This is a genomic window from Ramlibacter agri, assembly GCF_012927085.1.
Classification (GTDB): domain Bacteria; phylum Pseudomonadota; class Gammaproteobacteria; order Burkholderiales; family Burkholderiaceae_C; genus Ramlibacter; species Ramlibacter agri.
The window spans coordinates 3,669,695-3,688,114 of the sequence record NZ_JABBFX010000001.1 but is presented as its reverse complement, the minus strand read 5'-3'; the positions used below and the strand labels follow the sequence as shown (position 1 = coordinate 3,688,114).

Genomic DNA, 18,420 nt, shown 5'->3' with positions numbered 1-18,420 from the left:
CCATGCCGCAGCGCCTGCTCCTCGCCGCCGCGGCCCTGGTGCTGCCGCTGGCGGGGCTGTTGTTCGCGCAATGGCCGCTGCGCGATTGGCTGCAGGCCTACTCGCGCCAGGCCAACGACCTCGGGCAGGTCCTCTTCGCGCTGTACATAGCGGTCGCTGTGACGGCAGCCAGCGAGGCCGGCGCGCATCTCGCGGCGGCGCGCCAGCGGCTTTCGCCCCGCGCGGCTGCCATCGCGGTGCTCGCCTGCACCGGGCCCTGGGCCTTGTACCTGCTCGTCATCACGGCGCAGCCGGTGTGGCAGTCGCTGCGCACGCTGGAGAAATTCCCCGAGACGCTGGACCCCGGCTACTTCCTCGTGCGGATCGCGCTCTGGCTGCTGGCCGCCCTGGTGCTGCTGCAGGCGCTGCGGCGCGCAATGCGCCATGGCTAGCGCCGGACTCTGGATGCTGGCGCTGCTGGCGGCGCTGGTCGTCGCGACCGGCTTGCCGGTCTGGGCCCTGCTCGTCGGCGTGGCCAGCCTCTTTGCCGCACTGGGGGTCGCGCTCAGCGCCTTCGATTCCAGCGTTCTGAGCGCCGTTTACCCGCGCCTGACGAACCTGCTGGAAATGGACCTGCTGCAGGCGATGCCGCTGTACGTCTTCATCGGCGTGCTGCTGCAGCGGCTGCCGGTGGCCGACGCGCTGTTCGGCGCCTTCGCGCGCGCGCTGCGGCCCACGCGCGCCGCGCCTTCGCTGGCGGCGCTGGCGCTCGGCGCGCTGGTCGCGCCCATGAACGGTTCGGTGGCGTCCAGCTCCGCCCTGCTGGCGCGCCTGGTCGCGCCGCGCCTCACCGCCCTGCCCGCCGGCCGCGGCGTGGCGCTGGTAGCGGCCGCAGCCACGGTGGGCGTGGTGGTGCCGCCTTCCTTGGTGCTGCTGTTCCTGGGCGACGCCATGATGCGCGCGCACACCGAAGCAGCGAACCTGGCGGGCGCAGCGTCGGCACTGGCCACGCAGCGCATCGTGAACACGCAGGACGTGCTGCATGCCGCGCTGCTTCCTGCCGCCCTCGTACTGCTGCTGTGGGCCCTGGCCGCCTGGTGGCAGGGCCGCGGCCGCGAGCACGAGGTAGCACCCTTGCCGCTGCGGCGCCTGCTGCTCGCCGTGGCTGCGACGCTGGGCATCCTGGCCTTGCTGGCCGCGGTGTTCACGGGGCGCCTGTTCGCGGTGGAAGGCGCGGCCACCGGCGGCTGCGTGCTTGCCGTACTGACGCTGGTGACGCGCACGCTCGATCGCGCGGCCTGGCGCGCGGTGCTGCTGGACACGCTGGCCTTGAGCGGCGCGCTGTTCGCGGTGCTGGCGGGCGCCACCACCTTCAGCCTGGTGTTCGGCCTGTTCGGCACCGGGCCGTGGCTGGCCCAGCTCACGCAGGCTTCCAGCTGGCCGCCGGCCGTGCTGGCCGCCTGCCTGCTCGCCGGCGTGGCGGCTTGCGCCTGGGTGCTGGATGCCTTCGAGATGATCTTCGTGATCGTGCCCGTGGTCGGACCGCTGCTGGTGCTGCGCCTGGGCGACGCGCAGCAGGCGGCGGTGCTGCTCCTGCTGGTGCTGCAGCTCAGTTTCCTGCTGCCGCCCATGGGCTATGCGGTGCTGATGGCGCAGGCGCGTTCGGGCCTGGCCGCCGGAACCTTGCGCGTGTTGCTGGGCGCGCTGGCGCCTTATCTCGCGGGCCTGCTGCTGGTGCTGGCGGCGGTGTTCGCCTTTCCCGTGCTGGTGCACAAGCTGGACGAAGCGCCGGCCGCCACGCAGCAAAATGCGCCGCCCGAGTCCGAGGAGGACCTGGTGCGGCGCATGCGGGAGATGTCGCAGCCGGAGGAACCTGCCCCCACCCCGACCCTCCCCCAGAGGGGGAGGGAGTGAGCCTTACAGCTTCACGTACTCGTATTCGACCGGGTTCGCGTTGATGCCGCGGTCCGGCGGCGCGATCCACGCGGCCATCTTGCCCGGCTCGGTCACTCGCTGCATCAGGCTTTTGACGAAGGCGACGTCGGCGTCGGTGGGCAGCCAGTCGTCCTTTTTCGCGTCGAACTCGGCCTGCGTGATGGGCTGGCCTTCCGGATTGGTCGGCACGTTGGCCCACATGCCCACCTGGCGGCGGAAACGCGTGGACGGCAGCTTCAGCTCGAAGGGCACGCCGGCGCGCTTGATCGCCATGTTCCAGCGGGTCACGCCGACGTTGCAGTCCTTCACGTACTCCAGGCGCGTGATCTCGTTGATGCCGTTGCGCACCGAGACCGACTCGTCCTTCACGCCGCCCTGGCCGTCCGGCACCTGGATCGTCATGATGGTGTCGGCTTCCACGTGGTCGGCGAACTTGGTTTCGTCCGGCCGGCCCTTGATGCCGTTGGCGAAGTAGTTGGCGGCGTTGGACGAGGCTTCCGAACCGAACAGGTCCAGCGAGCTGGTGAACCAGAAGTTCATGAAGCGCTGGATGGTCGGCAGGTCGATGGCGCCGGCCTCGCGCACCTTCTTCCAGTCATCGGTGTCCAGCTCCTTCATCACTTCCAGGCTGCGCTTGATGACGCGGCCCACGCCCGTCTCGCCCACGAACATGTGGTGCGCTTCCTCGGTCAGCATGAAGCGCGTGGTGCGCGCCAGCGGGTCGAACGCGCTTTCGGCGAAGGACTTCAGCTGGAACTTGCCGTCGCGGTCCGTGAAGTAGGTGAACATGAAGAAGGACAGCCAGTTGTCCATGGGCTCGTTGAAGGTGCCCAGGATGCGCGGCTTGTCGGCGTCGCCGGAGTGGCGCTGCAGCAGTTCCTCCGCCTCTTCGCGGCCGTCGCGGCCGAAGTGCGCGTGCAGCAGGTAGACCATGGCCCACAGATGCCGGCCCTCTTCCACGTTCACCTGGAACAGGTTGCGCAAGTCGTAGAGCGAAGGCGCGGTGTGGCCCAGCAGGCGTTGCTGTTCGACCGACGCCGGCTCGGTGTCGCCCTGCGTCACGATCAGGCGGCGAAAGATGGAGCGGAACTCGCCGGGCACGTCCTGCCAGACGTCCTGGCCCTTGTGGTCGCCGAAGCCGATCTTGCGATCCGCTTCCTGGTCCGCCAGGAAGATGCCCCAGCGGTAGTCGGGCATGGGCGTGTAGCCGTACTGGGCCCAGCCCTGGGCGTCGACGCCGACGGCGGTGCGCAGGTACACCTCCTTGGCCTTGAAGTCGCTCGGGCCCATCTCGTCCCACCAGTTCAGGAAGGCGGGCTGCCAGTGTTCGAGGGCGCGCTGCAGCTGGCGGTTGTCGGCCAGGCTGACGTTGTTGGGGATCTTGGCCTGGAGGTCGATCGTGCTCATTTGTTAAACCCTCTTCCAATCAAACTTTGCCTTCTTGCCCGTGCCGAACAGCTTCAGCGCGCCGTCCTCGCCCACCGCATTCGGCCGGATGAAGATCCAGTTCTGCCAGGCCGAGAGGCGGCCGAACACGCGGGTCTCCATCGTTTCCTTGCCGGGGAAGCGCAGCGAGGCTTCCATGCCGGTCAGCGCGTCGGGCGACAAGGAGGCGCGCTCTTCCAGCATCAGGCGGATCTCGTCTTCCCAGTCGATGTCGTCGGGCGTCAAGGTCACCAGGCCCAGCTCCAGCGCCTGGTCGGCGCGCAGCGGGCTGTCCTGCAGGTCGCGCAGCTGCTTGACCGTCGATTCGTCTTCGCAAAAGCGCGTCTGCAGGCGCGTGAGGCCGTTCACCTCGGGATAGCGGCCGAAGTTGGCGGCGTTCAGGCGCAGGGCCGGCGCGGCGTCGGGCGCATCGGGCAGGTCCAGCATGTAGATCCGGTCGCAGGCCAGGGCAAGCTCGTAGAAGGTGCCGGCAAAGCAGGAGCCTTCGTCCACCAGCGCGATCAGCGAGCGGCTCGTGACGTCCAGGCGGGCCAGCGTGCGGCGCAGCAGGCCCAGCGTCTCGCGCACCAACCAGAAGTCATGGTGCTGCTCCAGCACGGCGTCGGCCTGCATCACCAGGTTGGCGTCGCCGCGGGTCTTGATCACCCAGGTGCCGACTTCCAGCTCGTTGGTGCGCAGGTTGAGGATCGCGTCGTCCAGCTCGCGCGCGAACTGCAGCGGCCACCAGTTGACGCCCGCGGCGACGATGGCTTCGGGCGTGTTCTCGATGGCTTGCGCCGGCGCCTTGACGGTGAAGGTGGCGATGCGCGTGGTGCGGTCCACCTGCACGTCGACCAGGCCGTAGTGGTAGCCCTGCTCGTCGATCTTCGCGTTGACCGGCGTCAGCGTGATGCCTTGCGCCGGGCCCTGGCGCGTGGATTGCGCGCGCAGAGCGGCGACCTCGCCGTCCACCAGTGCACCGAAAGCTTGCGGCTTCGCATGGCCGTCGATCAGCTTCCAGTCCTTGGCGCGGTCCGCGCGCACGCCTTCGCTGGTCGTGCAGAAGATGTCGGCGAGGTCGCGGCGCACCTTGCGCTTGTCGGTGACGCGCGTCAGGCCGCCGGTGCCGGGCAGCACGCCCAGCAGCGGCACTTCGGGCAGGCTGACGGTGGAGGAGCGGTCGTCCACCATCACGATGCGGTCGCAGGCCAGGGCCAGCTCGTAGCCGCCGCCGGCGCAGGCGCCGGTCACCGCGGCAAGCGACTTCAGGCCGTCGTTGCGCGAGGAGTCTTCCAGGCCGTTGCGCGTCTCGTTGGTGAACTTGCAGAAGTTCACCTTCCAGGCGTGCGTGGACAGGCCCAGCATGTAGATGTTGGCGCCGGAGCACCAGATGCGCTCCTTGCCGCTTTCGAACACCACCACCTTCACGGCGGGATGTTCGAAGCGGATGCGGTTCACCGCGTCGTGCAGCTCGATGTCGACGCCGAGGTCGTAGCTATTCAGCTTCAGCTTGTAGCCGGGCTTGATGCCGCCATCCTCGTCGATGTCCAGCTTCAGGCGCGCCACTTCGCCGTCGACGGCCAGGTTCCAATGGCGATAGCGCGAAGGATGCGTGGCGAAGCTCACCAGCTCGCGCTCCTCGCCGCCCAGGGTCTGCTTGAACAGCAGCGGTTCGGTCATGGCGTTCATCTCGTACTTCCTGTCTTCTCGGGTCTTGTCTCAGGCAGCGGGGACGGCCCGCTCCAGGTCTTTGAGGGATTGCTTGACGGTGCGGGCGGCGGTGTCCACCACCGCATCGGCACGCGCATAGAGCACTTCGCGGCTGGAAAGAATGCGGCGGATGTCCTCCAGCGCCTCGCCCATCGCGTGGGCACCTTCTCCGTGCGCGGCGCTGAAGGGACGCAGGTCGCCCTGGGCCACCACGCGGCTCATGTGTTCTTCGGGGCTGGCCTTCACCCACACGCAATAGAAATGGCTTTGCAGCAGGTCGAAGGTCTCGCGTTCGCTGACGATGCTGCCGCCGGTGGTCATCACGACGCCGTCGCCGTGCTCCTCGGCCACGCGCAGCAGCGCGCGGCGCTCGTAGCGGCGGTAGCCGGCCTGGCCGTGCAGCAGCAGGATCTCGTTCATGCTGGTGCCGGCCTCGCGCTCGATCTCGCGATCCAGCTCGATGAAGGGCACGCCGCGCTGCGCCGCCAATTGCGCACCCAGGGTGGACTTGCCGGCGCCGCGCAGGCCCACCAGGGCGATGCGCTGCTCGCGGCCCTGCGCGTCGGCCAGGCCGAAGCTGGAGGCCAGCAAGGTGTAGGCCTGGTCCAGTTGCGCATCATCGAGGCGCGACAGCAGGTTGTGCGCGCGGGCCAGGGCCGGCCGCGGCGCGTCCTGCAGCAGGTCCAGGATGGTGATGTTGAGGGCGCGGGCCGCGGCTTCCAGCGAGTTGATGGAGACGTTGCCCTTGCCGGTCTCGACGTCGGCAAGGAAACGCTCCGACAGGCCGGAGTCGGCGGCGAGCTGCTTGCGCGTCACGCCGCGGCGCGCGCGCCAGGCACGCACGCGGGCGCCCAGCTCGGAGAGCGTGGCACGGGACTCGGTGGCGTCGGTCATCGTCGGCTGCATGAACAAAGCTTGCGCTGAATCAATATTGCAGTATACTTCCTGCAACACGACAGTCAAGCAGTTTACTGCAGCAAGCCCCGCATCATGAAGCTCAAGATCCTCGTCGGCACCATGACCAGCACGGCGGACTACGTGGCCCAGGCCATCCAGATGGATTGCGCCGACCTGGTCGAGGACATCGAGGTGCAGCTGATGGACAACCTGGACATCGGCGCCTTCGACGAGACCGATGCACTTTACCTCATCTGCACGTCCACCTATGGTTCGGGCGACGTGCCGGACAACGCGCGGGCGCTCTACGACTCGCTGGACCTCACACCGAAGTTCCTGGGCCACGTGCGCTTCGGCGTGATCGCGCTGGGCGATCGCACCTACATGCAGACCTTCTGCTTCGGCGGCAAGAAGTTCGACGAGCGCCTGCGCGACCTGGGCGCGCAGCGCATCGGCGAAGTGTGGTGCCATGACGCCAGCGCCGCCACCTTGCCCGAGGAACTGGGAACGTCGTGGTGCCGCGAGTGGCTGCAGAACGAGGCCTTGCCGGCGATGCAAAAAGCGCCGGCTTAGGGCCCTGCGGCGGCCATGGATTGCGGGTCCGGCCCGCAATGACAAAAGAGTGAGGAGACAACCATGCACCTGAGCCACGCCGACCACAGCAGCACGCCGCCCCGCGTCGAGATCCCGCGCGACTACAACGCGGCGCACGATCTCCTGCAGCGCAATGCCTCGCGCCCGGACAAAGTCGCATTCATCGACGCCTCCAGCGGCGCGCAACTCAGCTACGGACAGCTCGCGGAGCAGGCCCGCCGCTTTGCCAACGCATTGCGCGCACGCGGCTTCGCCCCCGAGACGCGCGTGATGCTGGCCATGCTGGACACGCCCGAATGGCCGGTCGCCTTCCTGGGCTGCATCCTGGCCGGCGTCGTGCCGGTGGCGGTGAACACGCTGCTGACGGCCAAGGACTTCGAGTTCATGCTGCGCGACTCGCGCGCGCAGGCCCTGTTCGTTTCCAAGCCGCTGCTGCCGACCTTCGAGCCGCTGATCGGCAAGATCTCCACGCTGAAGCAGGTGTTCGTGGCCGGCGAGTCGGGCGAACGTTCGGTGGCGGGCCTCGTCGCCGCCGGCAGCCCCGACCAGGAGGTGGCCGGCACCTGCAGCGACGACGCCTGCTTCTGGCTGTATTCCAGCGGTTCGACCGGCACGCCCAAGGGCACGGTGCACCTGCACAGCCACGTGGTGCAGACCGCCGAACTCTATGGCCGCGCGGTGCTGGGCATCCGCGAGGACGACGTCGTCTTCTCCGCGGCGAAACTGTTCTTCGCCTACGGCCTGGGCAACGCCCTCACCTTCCCCATGAGCGTCGGCGCCACGACGGTGCTGCTGCCCGGGCGGCCCACGCCGGCGGACGTGTTCGGCGTGCTGAAGAAACACCAGCCGACGATCTTCTACGGCGTGCCGACGCTCTACGCCGCCTTGCTGGCCGACGCGAACCGGCCGAAGAAGTCCGAGCTGAAACTGCGCGTGTGCACCAGCGCCGGAGAGGCGCTGCCCGCCGACATCGGCAAGCGCTGGACCGCGGACTATGCCTGCGAGATCCTGGACGGCATCGGCAGCACCGAGATGCTGCACATCTTCCTGTCGAACAAGCCCGGCAAGGTGCGCTATGGCACCACGGGCCAGGCGGTGCCGGGCTACGAACTGCGCATCGTCGGTGACGACGGCCGCGAATGCGGCAATGGCGAGATCGGCGAACTGCAGATCAAGGGCCCGAGCGCGGCGCTGATGTACTGGAACAACCGCGCGAAGACCAAGAGCACCTTCGCCGGCGAGTGGACGCGCAGCGGCGACAAGTACACGCGCGACGCCGACGGCTACTACACCTATGGCGGGCGCAGCGACGACATGCTCAAGGTCGGCGGCATCTACGTCTCGCCGTTCGAGGTGGAAGCCTGCCTGATGACGCACCCCGCCATCCTGGAGGCGGCGGTGATCGGCGTGTCCGACAGCGATGGGCTCGTCAAGCCGAAGGCCTACGTGGTGCTCAAGCCCACGCAGCAGGCCAGCGCCGCGGACCTGCAGGCGCACGTGAAGAACCTGCTCGCGCCCTACAAGTACCCGCGCTGGATCGAGTTCGTGCCGGAGCTGCCGAAGACGGCCACCGGCAAGATCCAGCGCTTCAAGCTGCGCGCGGCGAACTGACGCCTGCACTCCCGCCTGCAGGGGAGTGCCGGAACCCGGGTAAGCCATGTGGCGAGTCGTCGCCACTCTCGCCGAGAATGCCTCACGCTGAAATCAACCAGAACGCAAGGAGCATCCCATGACCACTCGCCGTCTCGTCCTCTCGCGCGGCGCGGCCCTCGTAGGCGCCGCATCCACCGGCCTGCTGCTGCCCGAAATCGTGCGCGCGCAGTCCAACAAGATCCGCGTGGGCTTCATGCTGCCCTACACCGGTGCGTATGCGGCGCTGGGCGTGGCTATCGAGAACGGCGTGCGGATGGCCATCAACGAAAAGGGTGGCAAGCTGGGCGGCCGCGAGATCGAGTGGTTCAAGGTCGATGACGAATCCGAACCGTCCAAGGGCGTGGAGAACGCCAGCCGCCTGGTGCAGCGGGACAAGGTCGACGTCCTGATCGGCACGGTGCACTCCGGCGTGCAGATGGGCATCCACAAGGTGGCGCGCGAAAGCGGCGTGCTGAACATCATCCCGAACGCCGGCGTGCACGAAGCCACCCGTGCGCTGTGCGCGCCCAACGTGTTCCGCACCTCGTTCACCAACTCGCAGCCGACGCTGGCGCTGGGCAAGCCGATGTTCGACAAGGGCATCAAGCGCGCCGTGTGGATCACGCACAAGTACGCCGCCGGCGACCAGGCCTTCGAAGGCTTCCGCGACAGCTTCACCAAGGCCGGCGGCACCGTCGTCAAGGAACTGGGCCTGCCCTTCCCGCAAGTCGAATTCCAGGCGCTGCTGACCGAGATCGCCTCGCTCAAGCCCGATGCCGTGGCCTGCTTCTTTGCCGGCGCGCCGGCCGTCAAGTTCATGAAGGACTACGCGGCGGCCGGCCTGAAGGACAAGATCCCGCTGTGGGGCTCGGGCTTCCTGACCGAGGGCGTGCTCGATGCCACCGGCCCGGCCGCCGAAGGCGTGATGACCACGCTGCACTACAGCGACTCGCTGGACATCCCGCGCAACCACGAATTCCGCCTGGCCTACGCGAAGATGTTCAAGCTGCAGCCGGACGTCTACGCGGTCCAGGGCTACGACAGCGGCCAGTTGCTGGTGCAAGGCCTGGCGGCGGTCAAGGGCGACGTCGGCAACAAGCAGGCCCTGTACAAGGCCATGGAAACCGGCGTCATCGACAGCCCGCGCGGCAAGTGGACGATGAGCAAGGCCCACAACCCGATCCAGGACATGTACCTGCGCCGCGTGGAAAAGGGCGAAAACAAGGTGCTGGGCATCGCCGCCAAGGCGGTGGCGGATTCCGGCGCGGGTTGCCGGATGAACGCCTGATCCTTTGGATATCGCCAACTTCCTCATCCAGCTCCTGAACAGCGTGCAGTACGGGCTGTTGCTGTTCATGCTGGCCGCCGGTCTGACGCTCATCTTCGGCATCATGGGCGTGGTCAACCTCGCCCACGGCAGCTTCTACATGCTGGGCGCCTATCTCGCCTGGTCCCTCGCCAGCAAGACCGGCAGCCTCGCGCTGGCCATCGTGCTGGGCACGGCCTTGTCGGTGGTGTTCGGGCTCGCGCAGGAACGCATCCTGTTCCGCCACTTCTACCGGCGCGACCACCTCGACCAGGTGCTGCTCACGTTCGGCCTCATCTACATCTTCGAGGACCTGCGCTCCATCTTCTGGGGCGACGAGGTGCATGGCGTCACCGTGCCGGCGCTGCTGGGGGATTCGATCCGCCTCACCGATACGCTGTCCTATCCCGTCTACCGGCTCTTCATGTCCGGCATCTGTGTCGCGCTGGCCATCGGCCTCTACCTGCTGATCTCGAAGACCCGCCTGGGCATGAAGATCCGCGCCGGCGCCTTCAACCACGAGATGACCGAAGCGCTGGGCATCAACATCAAGTTCATCCACGCCATCGTGTTCGCGCTGGGCGTGGGCCTGGCCGCCGTGGCCGGCATGATCGCCGCGCCCGTCTCCAGCGTGTACCCGAACATGGGCGCGCAGGTGCTGATCATGTGCTTCGTGGTCGTCGTCATCGGCGGCATCGGCTCGGTGCGCGGCGCGCTCATCGCGGCCCTGCTGGTCGGCCTGGTCGACACCTTCGGCAAGGTGCTGCTGCCGCAGGTGGCCAGCATGCTGGTCTACGTGCTGATGGCGGTGGTCCTGCTCTGGAAACCGCAGGGGCTGTTCAAGCAATGACCCTGGCTGCCTCCCGCCTCGAAAAGCTGCCCCGCAGCGTGTACGTCGTGCTCGCGCTGGCGCTGGCCGCGCTGGCCGTGTTCCCTTTCGTCGCGACCGACTTCTACATCCAGATGGTCGCGCGGATGATGATCCTCGGCATTTTCGCCATGAGCCTGGACCTGCTGCAGGGCGTGACGGGCCTGGTGTCGCTGGGCCACGCCGCCTACTTCGGGCTGGCCGGCTACACGCTCGCCTTCGTGATGCCGCAGGACCATGCCGCCAGCCTGTGGTGGACCTTGCCCGTCGCCGTGGGCGCGTCGGCACTGGCCGCGCTGGTGATCGGCTTCGTCGTCGTCCGCACGCAGGGCATCTACTTCATCATGGTCACCCTCGCCTTCGCGCAGATGGTGTTCTACCTGTTCTTCGACAACAAGGTGCTGGGCGGCTCGGACGGCCTGTACATCAACTTCAAGCCGGACGCGGGCCTGTTCGACCTGGAGGACAAGCGCGTCTTCTACTGGTTCACACTGGCGGTGCTGCTGCTGGTGTACGGCTTCCTGCGGCGGCTGCTGTTCAGCCCCTTCGGGCGCGCGCTGGCCGGCATCCGTGTCAACGAGCACCGCATGCGTGCCATGGGCTTCGGCACCTTCGGCTACAAGCTGTCGGCCTTCACCCTCGCCGGTGCGCTGGCAGGACTGGCGGGCTACCTGTGGGGCGCGCAGACCGGTTTCGTCAACCCGGAGCTGATGGGTTTCCACATGAGCGCGCACGCGATCATGATGGTCATCCTGGGCGGCATGGGCAATTTCGCCGGCGCGGTGGTCGGCGCGTTTGCCTTCGAGTACCTGCTGCACCTGTTCAAGGACTTGCCCACGGTCGGCGGCTTCGATGCGGGCAAGCACTGGCAGTTGTGGATGGGGCTGTTCATCGTGCTGGTGGTGACGTTTGCGCCGCGGGGGTTGCTGGGGGCGCTGGATCGCCTGCTGGGTGGATTCGCATCGCGTCAAACCCGCAAGAACGAAAATGTCGAGACGGGCGGGGAAGGACTGGCGCATGAGTGAAGTCCTCCTCTCCGCCCGCGGCCTCACCAAGCGCTTCGGCGGCCTGGCCGCCGTCAACGCCGTCACCATCGACCTCTGGCGCGACCGCATCCATGCGGTGATCGGCCCCAATGGCGCCGGCAAGTCGACCCTGACCAACCTGCTTTCCGGCGACCTCGCACCCACCGAAGGCGGCATCGAGCTTGCCGGCCGCGACGTCACCGGCTGGAGTCCCGAGCGCATTTCGCGCGCGGGCCTCGGCCGCAGCTACCAGAAGACCAACATCTTCCTGCCCTTCACGGTGTGGGAGAACGTGCGCCTGGCCGCGCAATCGCGCACGCCGCATGCCGCGCGCTGGCTGACCTTGGCGAGCAAAGTGCGCGCAGCCAACGAGCGCGCCGAACGCGCGCTGGAGCTCGCCGGCCTGCAGCCTCGGCGCGACTTCGTCGCCGCGGCCATCAGCCACGGCGAGCAGCGGCAGCTCGAAATCGCCATGACCCTGGCCACCGAACCGCGCGTGCTGTTGCTGGACGAACCGCTGGCTGGCATGGGCTCGGCCGAAGCGGAGCGCATGGTCGCCCTGCTGCTGCGCCTGAAGCAGGACCACGCGATGCTGCTGGTCGAACACGACATGGACGCCGTCTTCGCGCTGGCCGACCACCTGACGGTGATGGTCAACGGCCAGGTCATCGCCGGCGGCACGCCGGCGCAGGTGCGCGCGGACGCCAGCGTGCAGTCCGCCTACCTCGGCGAAGGGGAAGCCGCCCATGGCTGAACGCCTGATCGAAGCACGCGGCCTGCAGACCTATTACGGCGCGAGCCACATCCTGCGCGGCATCGACTTCCACGTGGACCGCGGCGAGACCATCGGCCTCATGGGCCGCAACGGCATGGGCAAGAGCACGCTGCTGAAGTCGCTCATGGGCATCGTGCGGCCGCGCGCCGGCAGCGTCGAGGTCAAAGGCCGCACCACGCTGGGCCGGCCAGCCTACGAAGCCGCGCAACTCGGCATTGCCTACGTGCCGGAAGGCCGCGGCATCTTCGGCAACCTCAGCGTCAAGGAAAACCTGCTGATGGCCGCGCGGCCCGGCACGCAGGGCCAGCGCGACTGGACCTACGAGCGCGTGCTCGAAACCTTTCCGCGCCTGCGCGAAAGGCTGGGCCACGGCGGGCAGCAACTGTCCGGCGGCGAGCAGCAGATGCTGACCATCGGCCGCGCGCTGATGACCAACCCCGACGTGCTCATCCTCGACGAAGCCACGGAGGGCCTCGCGCCCCTCGTCGCGCGCGAGATCTGGCGCATCTGCGGCCTGATCCGCGAGAGCGGCATCTCCAGCGTCATCGTCGACAAGGCGTGGAAGCACGTCACGCAGGTCAGCGACCGCAACGTCATCCTCGTCAAGGGTGAAGTGGTGTATGAAGGCAGCTCCGGCGACCTGCGGTCGCAGCCGCAGTTGCTCGGGCATTACCTCGGGGTCTAGCGTTTCCGCACCCTGCGGCTGAAGCGTACTCGGCGTAGTCGCCACATGACGGCCGCATGACCGTGGCCGTCTGCTCCGGCTGTAGGTAACGACCTACGCCGCTTGATCTGTGCATCCTTCACGCTGCGCGCGTGGCCATCTTCAGAATGGCCTGCTCAGAACGAGCAGAGGACATGACTTCACAGTTGTCCGAGACGGACCCCCACGCATCAGGAAACGGCCCCGCCGGCGAGCCCTCGCGGCAGCGCTACGCCAGCCACCACCATCGCCAGTTCGAGGTGATGGGCGCGCACCCCACGGATCAAGGCACCTGGTTCACGGTGTGGGCCCCGAACGCGCACAACGTCGGCGTCATCGGCGCCTTCAACAACTGGCATTGCGAGCCGCTGCGCCGCATGGACGACGGCAGCGGCCGCTGGACCGGCCGCATCGCCAACGCGCGCGCCGGCGACTGCTACAAGTACCGCGTCGAGAACGCCTGGGGCCACTGGATGGACAAGGCGGACCCGTATGCCTTCCGCATGGAGCATCCGCCCGGCACGGCTTCGCAGGTCTGGGACCTGGCGTACGACTGGAACGACGGCGAGTGGATGCGCACGCGCGGGCAGCGCCAGGGCCACGAGCAGCCGATGTCCATCTACGAAGTGCACCTGGGCTCCTGGCAGCGCGAAGAGGACGGCCGCTTCCTCAACTACCGCGAACTCGCGCAGCGCCTGGCCGTGCATTGCCACAACATGGGCTTCACGCACGTGGAGCTGATGCCCGTCGCCGAGCATCCCTTCTACGGCTCCTGGGGCTACCAGGTCACCGGCTACTTCGCGCCGACTTCGCGCTATGGCACGCCGCAGGACCTGATGGCTTTCGTCGACACGCTGCACCAGCAGGGCATCGGCGTGTTCCTCGACTGGGTGCCTTCGCACTTCCCGGCCGACCCGCACGCGCTGGCGCGCTTCGACGGCACGGCGCTGTACGAGCACGAGGACCCGCGGCGCGGCTTCCACCCCGAGTGGAACAGCCTGATCTTCAACTACGGCCGCTACGAGGTGCGCGACTTCCTGATCAGCAATGCGCTGTTCTGGCTGGAGAAGTACCACTTCGACGGCCTGCGCGTGGACGCGGTCGCGTCGATGCTGTACCTGGATTACGCGCGCCGCCACGGCGAGTGGATCCCCAACCAGCATGGCGGCAACCAGAACCACGACGCGGTGCGCTTCCTGCAGGACCTGAACACGACGATCTACGCGCACTACCCCGACGTGCACATGATCGCGGAGGAATCCACCGCCTGGCCCGCGGTCTCGCGGCCCGTGCACTTCGGCGGCCTGGGCTTCGGCATGAAGTGGAACATGGGCTGGATGAACGACACGCTGCGCTACTTCTCGCGGCCGCACTTCTACCGGCACTGGCACGGCGACGACATCCGCTTCTCCGCGGTCTACGCCTTCCACGAGAACTTCATCCTGCCGCTGTCGCACGACGAGGTGGTGTACGGCAAGGGCAGCCTGTTGCGCCGCCAGCCCGGTGACGAGTGGCAGCGCTTCGCGGGCCTGCGCAACCTGTATGGCTACATGTGGGCGCACCCGGGCAAGAAGCTGCTCTTCATGGGCGGCGAGTTCGGGCAGTACGAGGAATGGCACCACGAGCGCACGCTCGACTGGCACCTGTGGGCACGCCCCTTCCATGCGGGCGTCGCGCGCTGGATCGCCGACCTCAATGCGGTCTACAAGCAGCTGCCTGCGCTGCACCGGCACGACTTCGACGGCGAGGGCTTCAGCTGGATCCCCTGCGAGCGCCACGAGAGCACCATCCTCACCTTCCTGCGCCGCGCCGGCCCCGGCGAGGGCAGCGCCGTCGTCATCTGCAACCTGACCGCCGAACCGCGGCCCGCGCTGCGCGTCGCGATGCCCGAAGCGGGCGAATGGCATGAAGTCCTCAACAGCGATGCGGCTGTCTATGGCGGCAGCGGCATCGGCAACCTCGGGCGCGTGCAAGCGTCGCCCCAACCGGTGGGCGGCTGGCCGGCCAGCGCCCTCGTCGCCGTGCCGCCCCTGGGCACCGTGATCCTCTCGAACCGCCCCATTCCAACGACTGCACCCCCTCAGGGAGATTTCCATGCCCGCCAATAGAAACGTCCTGGCCTTCGTGATGGCCGGAGGCGAAGGCTCGCGCCTGCATCCGCTGACCGCCAACCGCTGCAAGCCCGCGGTGCCGTTCAACGGCAAGCACCGCATCATCGACTTCGTGCTGTCCAACCTGGTGAACTCGGAGATCTACTCCACCTACCTGCTGGTCCAGTACAAGTCACAGTCGCTGATCGAGCACGTGCGGCAGACCTGGACCATGGCGCGCTTCATGCCGCAGCAGTTCATCACCGTGGTGCCGCCGCAGATGCGCAACGGGCCGGAATGGTTCCAGGGCACGGCGGACGCGGTCTACCAGAACATCCACCTGATCGAGAGCATGCAGCCGGACATCGTGGCAGTGTTCGGCGCCGACCACATCTACCGTATGGACGTGCGGCAGATGATCGACTTCCACATCAAGAGCAACGCCCACGCCAGCGTGGCGACCCTGCCGGTGGAACTGCGCGAGTGCGACCAGTTCGGCATCGTCGACGTCGACGACAACCACCGCATCGTCGACTTCAAGGAAAAGCCGAAGAGCGCGCGTCCCATGCCGGGCAGCCGCACGCACGCGCTGGCCTCGATGGGCAACTACATCTTCAACGCCGACGTGCTGCTGCAGCAGTTGAAGCGCATGCACGACAACGGCGAGACCGACTTCGGCAAGCACATCCTGCCGTCGATGGTGAAGAGCCACAAGCTGGTGGCCTACGACTTCGCCACCAACATCATCCCGGGCACCGAGCCCTACGAAGAGCACGCCTACTGGCGCGACGTCGGCACCATCGACGCCTATTACCAGGCGCACTTCGACACGCTGGGCGCGCAGCCGCGCTTCCGCATGACCAACCGCCGCTGGCCGATCTACGCCAGCCCGGACCAGGCGGAATCGGCGCAGATCGAGAACGGCGTCATCAACCGCTCGGTGGTGGGCTCCGGCAGCATCGTCGACGGCGCCACGCTGGACCATGCGATGCTGCGCCGCTCGGTGCTGGTGGAGCGCAACGCCCGGCTGGAACACTGCATCGTGATGGAGCGTTCGCGCATCGGCCGCGGCGCTCAGGTGCGGCGCGCCATCATCGACCAGGACAACGACGTGCCGCCGGAAGAGCGGATCGGCTTCAACCTGGAGCAGGACCGCAAGCGCTTCCCGGTCACGCCCAACGGCATCGTCGTGGTGCCGGCCGGCTACTTCCCGGTGCGCCGCGCGCAGTCGCCTTTCCTGGCGCAGATTGACGAAAGTGCCACGCTGGGCGAAGAATCCACCCGCATGATGGAGATGCTTGCATGACGGCGCAAGCCGTCGCTACATCCCGCTCTCCCCGCGTCAGCAATCCACCGGCCGAGTCCGGAGCACCTGCAGCCTGCGCAGCCGGGCGGCCCTGGCCGCTCGGCGCCACGCTGGAGGCCGGCGGCGTCAACTTCGCCGTCTATGCCAGCTCCGCCGAAAGGGTGGAGCTCTGCCTGTTCGCGGAGGGTGGCGAGCGCGAAGAGCGCCGCGTCATCCTGCCCGGCCACACCGACGACATCTGGCACGGCTTCGTGCCCGGCCTGCGGGCCGGGCAACGCTACGGCCTGCGCGTGCACGGCCCTTACGAGCCGCTGCACGGCTGGCGCTGCAACCCCTACAAGCTGCTGCTCGACCCTTACGCCAAGGCGCTGGACCGCCCGCTGCGCGGCGCCGCCTGGCAATACGGCTACCCGCTCGGCCAGGACAAGCGCGACCTGCACATGGACACGCGCGACAACGCCGCCTACGCCGCCAAGTGCGTCATCGTGGACTCCCGCTTCGACTGGGGCAAGGACCGCCCGCCCGGCACGCCGATGGAAGACAGCGTCTTCTACGAGGTCCACGTGCGCGGCTTCAGCAAGCAGTTGCCGGACTTGCCCGAGGAAGTGCGCGGCACTTTCCTGGGCCTGGCCAGCGAACCGGCCGTCGCGCACCTGAAAGCGCTGGGCATCACGGCGGTGCAGTTGCTGCCGGTGCACGCCTTCAACGACGAACGCCGGCTGGTCGAACTGGGGCTGGCCAACTACTGGGGCTACAACAGCATCGGCTTCTTCGCGCCGGACCCGCGCTACCTTTCCAAGGGCCAGCCGGACGAATTCCGGACGATGGTGAAGGCGCTGCATGGGGCCGGCATCGAGGTGATCCTGGACGTGGTCTACAACCACAGCTGCGAAGGCAACCACCTCGGCCCCACCCTCGCCTTCAAGGGCCTGGACAACCGCAGCTACTACCGCCTTACCGACGACTACCGCCACTACGTCGACTACACCGGCACCGGCAACACGCTCAATACCAGCCACCCGGCGATGCTGCGGTTGTGCATGGACAGCTTGCGCTACTGGGTGCAGGAGATGCACGTGGACGGCTTCCGCTTCGACCTGGCGCCGGCGCTGGCGCGCAACGCCAGCGGCGGCTTCGACCATCGCGGCCCCTTCCTGTCGGCGGTGGCGCAGGACCCAGTTCTCAAGCACGTGAAGATGATCGCCGAGCCCTGGGACCTGGGCGAGAACGGCTACCAGGTGGGCGGCTTTCCCATCGGCTGGAGCGAATGGAACGGGCAATACCGGGACCGCGTGCGCGACTACTGGCGGGGCGAGGAAGGCAGCCTGGGCGACTTCGCCGCGGCGCTCTGCGGCTCGGCCGACATCTACGGCCACTCGCGGCGGCCGCCGCGCGCCAGCATCAACCTGATCACCGTGCACGACGGCTTCACCCTGCAGGACCTGGTGAGCTACAACGAGAAGCACAACGAGGCCAACGCCGAGGACAACCGCGACGGCGAAAGCCACAACCGCAGCTGGAACTGCGGCGTCGAAGGGCCGACCGGCGACCCCGAGATCCTGGCCTTCCGCGAGCGCCAGAAGCGCAACTTCCTCACCACGCTGTTCGCCTCGCGCGGCGTGCCGCTGCTGCTGGGCGGCGACGAGATGGGCCGCACCCAGGGCGGCAACAACAACGCGTACTGCCAGGACAACCCGGTAAGCTGGTTCGACTGGAGCAAGGCGCGCCGCAGCGATCCGCTGATCGCCTTCACGAGCGACGTGATCCGGCTGCGGCGCGAGCTGCCGGTGCTGCGCCGGAACGCCTGGCTGACGGGCCGCCCGGACGAAGCGGGCCGGCGCGACATCGGCTGGTACAGCGTCTGGGGCCTGGAGATGACGGGCGAGGAATGGACCAACCCGGCCGTGCGCTGCGTGGCCGCCGTGCTCGATTGCCGCTACGCGCATCCGGAGGAAGAGCCCGGCTGCTCGGTGCTGCTGGTCTTCAACGCCACCGGCGACGAGGCCACCTTCACGCTGCCGCAGGTGCCCGGCCACGAGGAGGAATGGGCCCTGCGCATCTACACTGGGGAAGGCCACTTCGAGGAGGCCGCGGCGCGCCGCTACGCGCCCGGCGCCAAGCTGGAGATGCTGCCCCATTCCATGGCCTTGCTGACGCAGAAACCGAGGGAATAAG

15 protein-coding genes are annotated in these 18,420 nt (G+C 67.8%); 12 read left to right on the top strand and 3 right to left on the bottom strand.

The genetic code is table 11. The features are described 5' to 3' along the window. The first annotated feature begins 2 nt into the window (after positions 1–2). Both HHL11_RS17975 and HHL11_RS17970 read left to right on the top strand, forming a co-directional pair. Positions 3–431: a hypothetical protein gene (locus HHL11_RS17975; protein ID WP_169419720.1), complete on the top strand. Its 429-nt coding sequence runs from the start codon at positions 3–5 to the stop codon at positions 429–431. Next, positions 424–1,893 carry a TRAP transporter large permease subunit gene (locus HHL11_RS17970; RefSeq protein ID WP_169419719.1) on the top strand — a complete coding sequence of 490 codons (1,470 nt, stop codon included), beginning with the start codon at positions 424–426 and terminating at the stop codon, positions 1,891–1,893. The genes HHL11_RS17975 and HHL11_RS17970 overlap by 8 nt, the downstream gene beginning before the upstream one ends. Before the next feature lie 3 nt (positions 1,894–1,896). Here HHL11_RS17970 and boxB read toward each other — a convergent pair whose 3' ends face one another. From boxB to HHL11_RS17955, 3 genes are read right to left on the bottom strand one after another with little or no spacing between them, the layout of a single operon-like run. Next, positions 1,897–3,321, bottom strand: coding sequence for a benzoyl-CoA 2,3-epoxidase subunit BoxB (gene boxB / locus HHL11_RS17965; protein WP_169419718.1), 1,425 nt, complete (start codon positions 3,319–3,321; stop codon positions 1,897–1,899). Between the two features lie 3 nt (positions 3,322–3,324). Then, the gene (gene boxC, locus HHL11_RS17960) at positions 3,325–5,019 is read right to left on the bottom strand and encodes a 2,3-epoxybenzoyl-CoA dihydrolase (protein WP_425355213.1); all 1,695 of its coding nucleotides are present in this window, start codon (positions 5,017–5,019) and stop codon (positions 3,325–3,327) included. A 39-nt stretch (positions 5,020–5,058) separates the two neighbouring features. Next, positions 5,059–5,955 (bottom strand): helix-turn-helix transcriptional regulator, encoded by an 897-nt coding sequence (locus HHL11_RS17955; RefSeq protein ID WP_240980103.1) that lies wholly within the window; start codon positions 5,953–5,955, stop codon positions 5,059–5,061. Positions 5,956–6,039: 84 nt separating this feature from the next. Between HHL11_RS17955 and HHL11_RS17950 the strand changes: the two genes are divergently transcribed. From HHL11_RS17950 to glgX, 10 genes are all read left to right on the top strand, one after another. Continuing rightward, a complete protein-coding gene (locus tag HHL11_RS17950) occupies positions 6,040–6,519 on the top strand; it encodes a flavodoxin domain-containing protein (RefSeq protein WP_169419716.1) in 480 nt (159 codons plus the stop codon). A 63-nt stretch (positions 6,520–6,582) separates the two neighbouring features. Further along, positions 6,583–8,151: a benzoate-CoA ligase family protein gene (locus tag HHL11_RS17945; RefSeq protein WP_169419715.1), complete on the top strand. Its 1,569-nt coding sequence runs from the start codon at positions 6,583–6,585 to the stop codon at positions 8,149–8,151. 118 nt (positions 8,152–8,269) lie between these two features. Then, a complete protein-coding gene (locus HHL11_RS17940; protein WP_169419714.1) occupies positions 8,270–9,460 on the top strand; it encodes an ABC transporter substrate-binding protein in 1,191 nt (396 codons plus the stop codon). Between the two features lie 4 nt (positions 9,461–9,464). After that, the gene (locus HHL11_RS17935) at positions 9,465–10,328 is read left to right on the top strand and encodes a branched-chain amino acid ABC transporter permease (protein ID WP_169419713.1); all 864 of its coding nucleotides are present in this window, start codon (positions 9,465–9,467) and stop codon (positions 10,326–10,328) included. Further along, positions 10,325–11,371 (top strand): branched-chain amino acid ABC transporter permease, encoded by a 1,047-nt coding sequence (locus HHL11_RS17930; protein ID WP_169419712.1) that lies wholly within the window; start codon positions 10,325–10,327, stop codon positions 11,369–11,371. The genes HHL11_RS17935 and HHL11_RS17930 overlap by 4 nt, the downstream gene beginning before the upstream one ends. After that, positions 11,364–12,125: an ABC transporter ATP-binding protein gene (locus HHL11_RS17925; protein WP_169419711.1), complete on the top strand. Its 762-nt coding sequence runs from the start codon at positions 11,364–11,366 to the stop codon at positions 12,123–12,125. The genes HHL11_RS17930 and HHL11_RS17925 overlap by 8 nt, the downstream gene beginning before the upstream one ends. Continuing rightward, positions 12,118–12,831, top strand: coding sequence for an ABC transporter ATP-binding protein (locus tag HHL11_RS17920; RefSeq protein ID WP_169419710.1), 714 nt, complete (start codon positions 12,118–12,120; stop codon positions 12,829–12,831). The genes HHL11_RS17925 and HHL11_RS17920 overlap by 8 nt, the downstream gene beginning before the upstream one ends. A gap of 173 nt (positions 12,832–13,004) precedes the next feature. After that, positions 13,005–14,957, top strand: a complete 1,953-nt coding sequence (gene glgB, locus HHL11_RS17915) for a 1,4-alpha-glucan branching protein GlgB (protein WP_169419709.1) — start codon at positions 13,005–13,007, stop codon at positions 14,955–14,957. Continuing rightward, positions 14,944–16,245 (top strand): glucose-1-phosphate adenylyltransferase, encoded by a 1,302-nt coding sequence (gene glgC / locus HHL11_RS17910; RefSeq protein WP_169419708.1) that lies wholly within the window; start codon positions 14,944–14,946, stop codon positions 16,243–16,245. Before glgB ends, glgC begins: the two co-directional genes overlap by 14 nt. Then, positions 16,242–18,419 (top strand): glycogen debranching protein GlgX, encoded by a 2,178-nt coding sequence (gene glgX, locus HHL11_RS17905; RefSeq protein ID WP_169419707.1) that lies wholly within the window; start codon positions 16,242–16,244, stop codon positions 18,417–18,419. The genes glgC and glgX overlap by 4 nt, the downstream gene beginning before the upstream one ends. Position 18,420 lies beyond the last annotated feature (1 nt).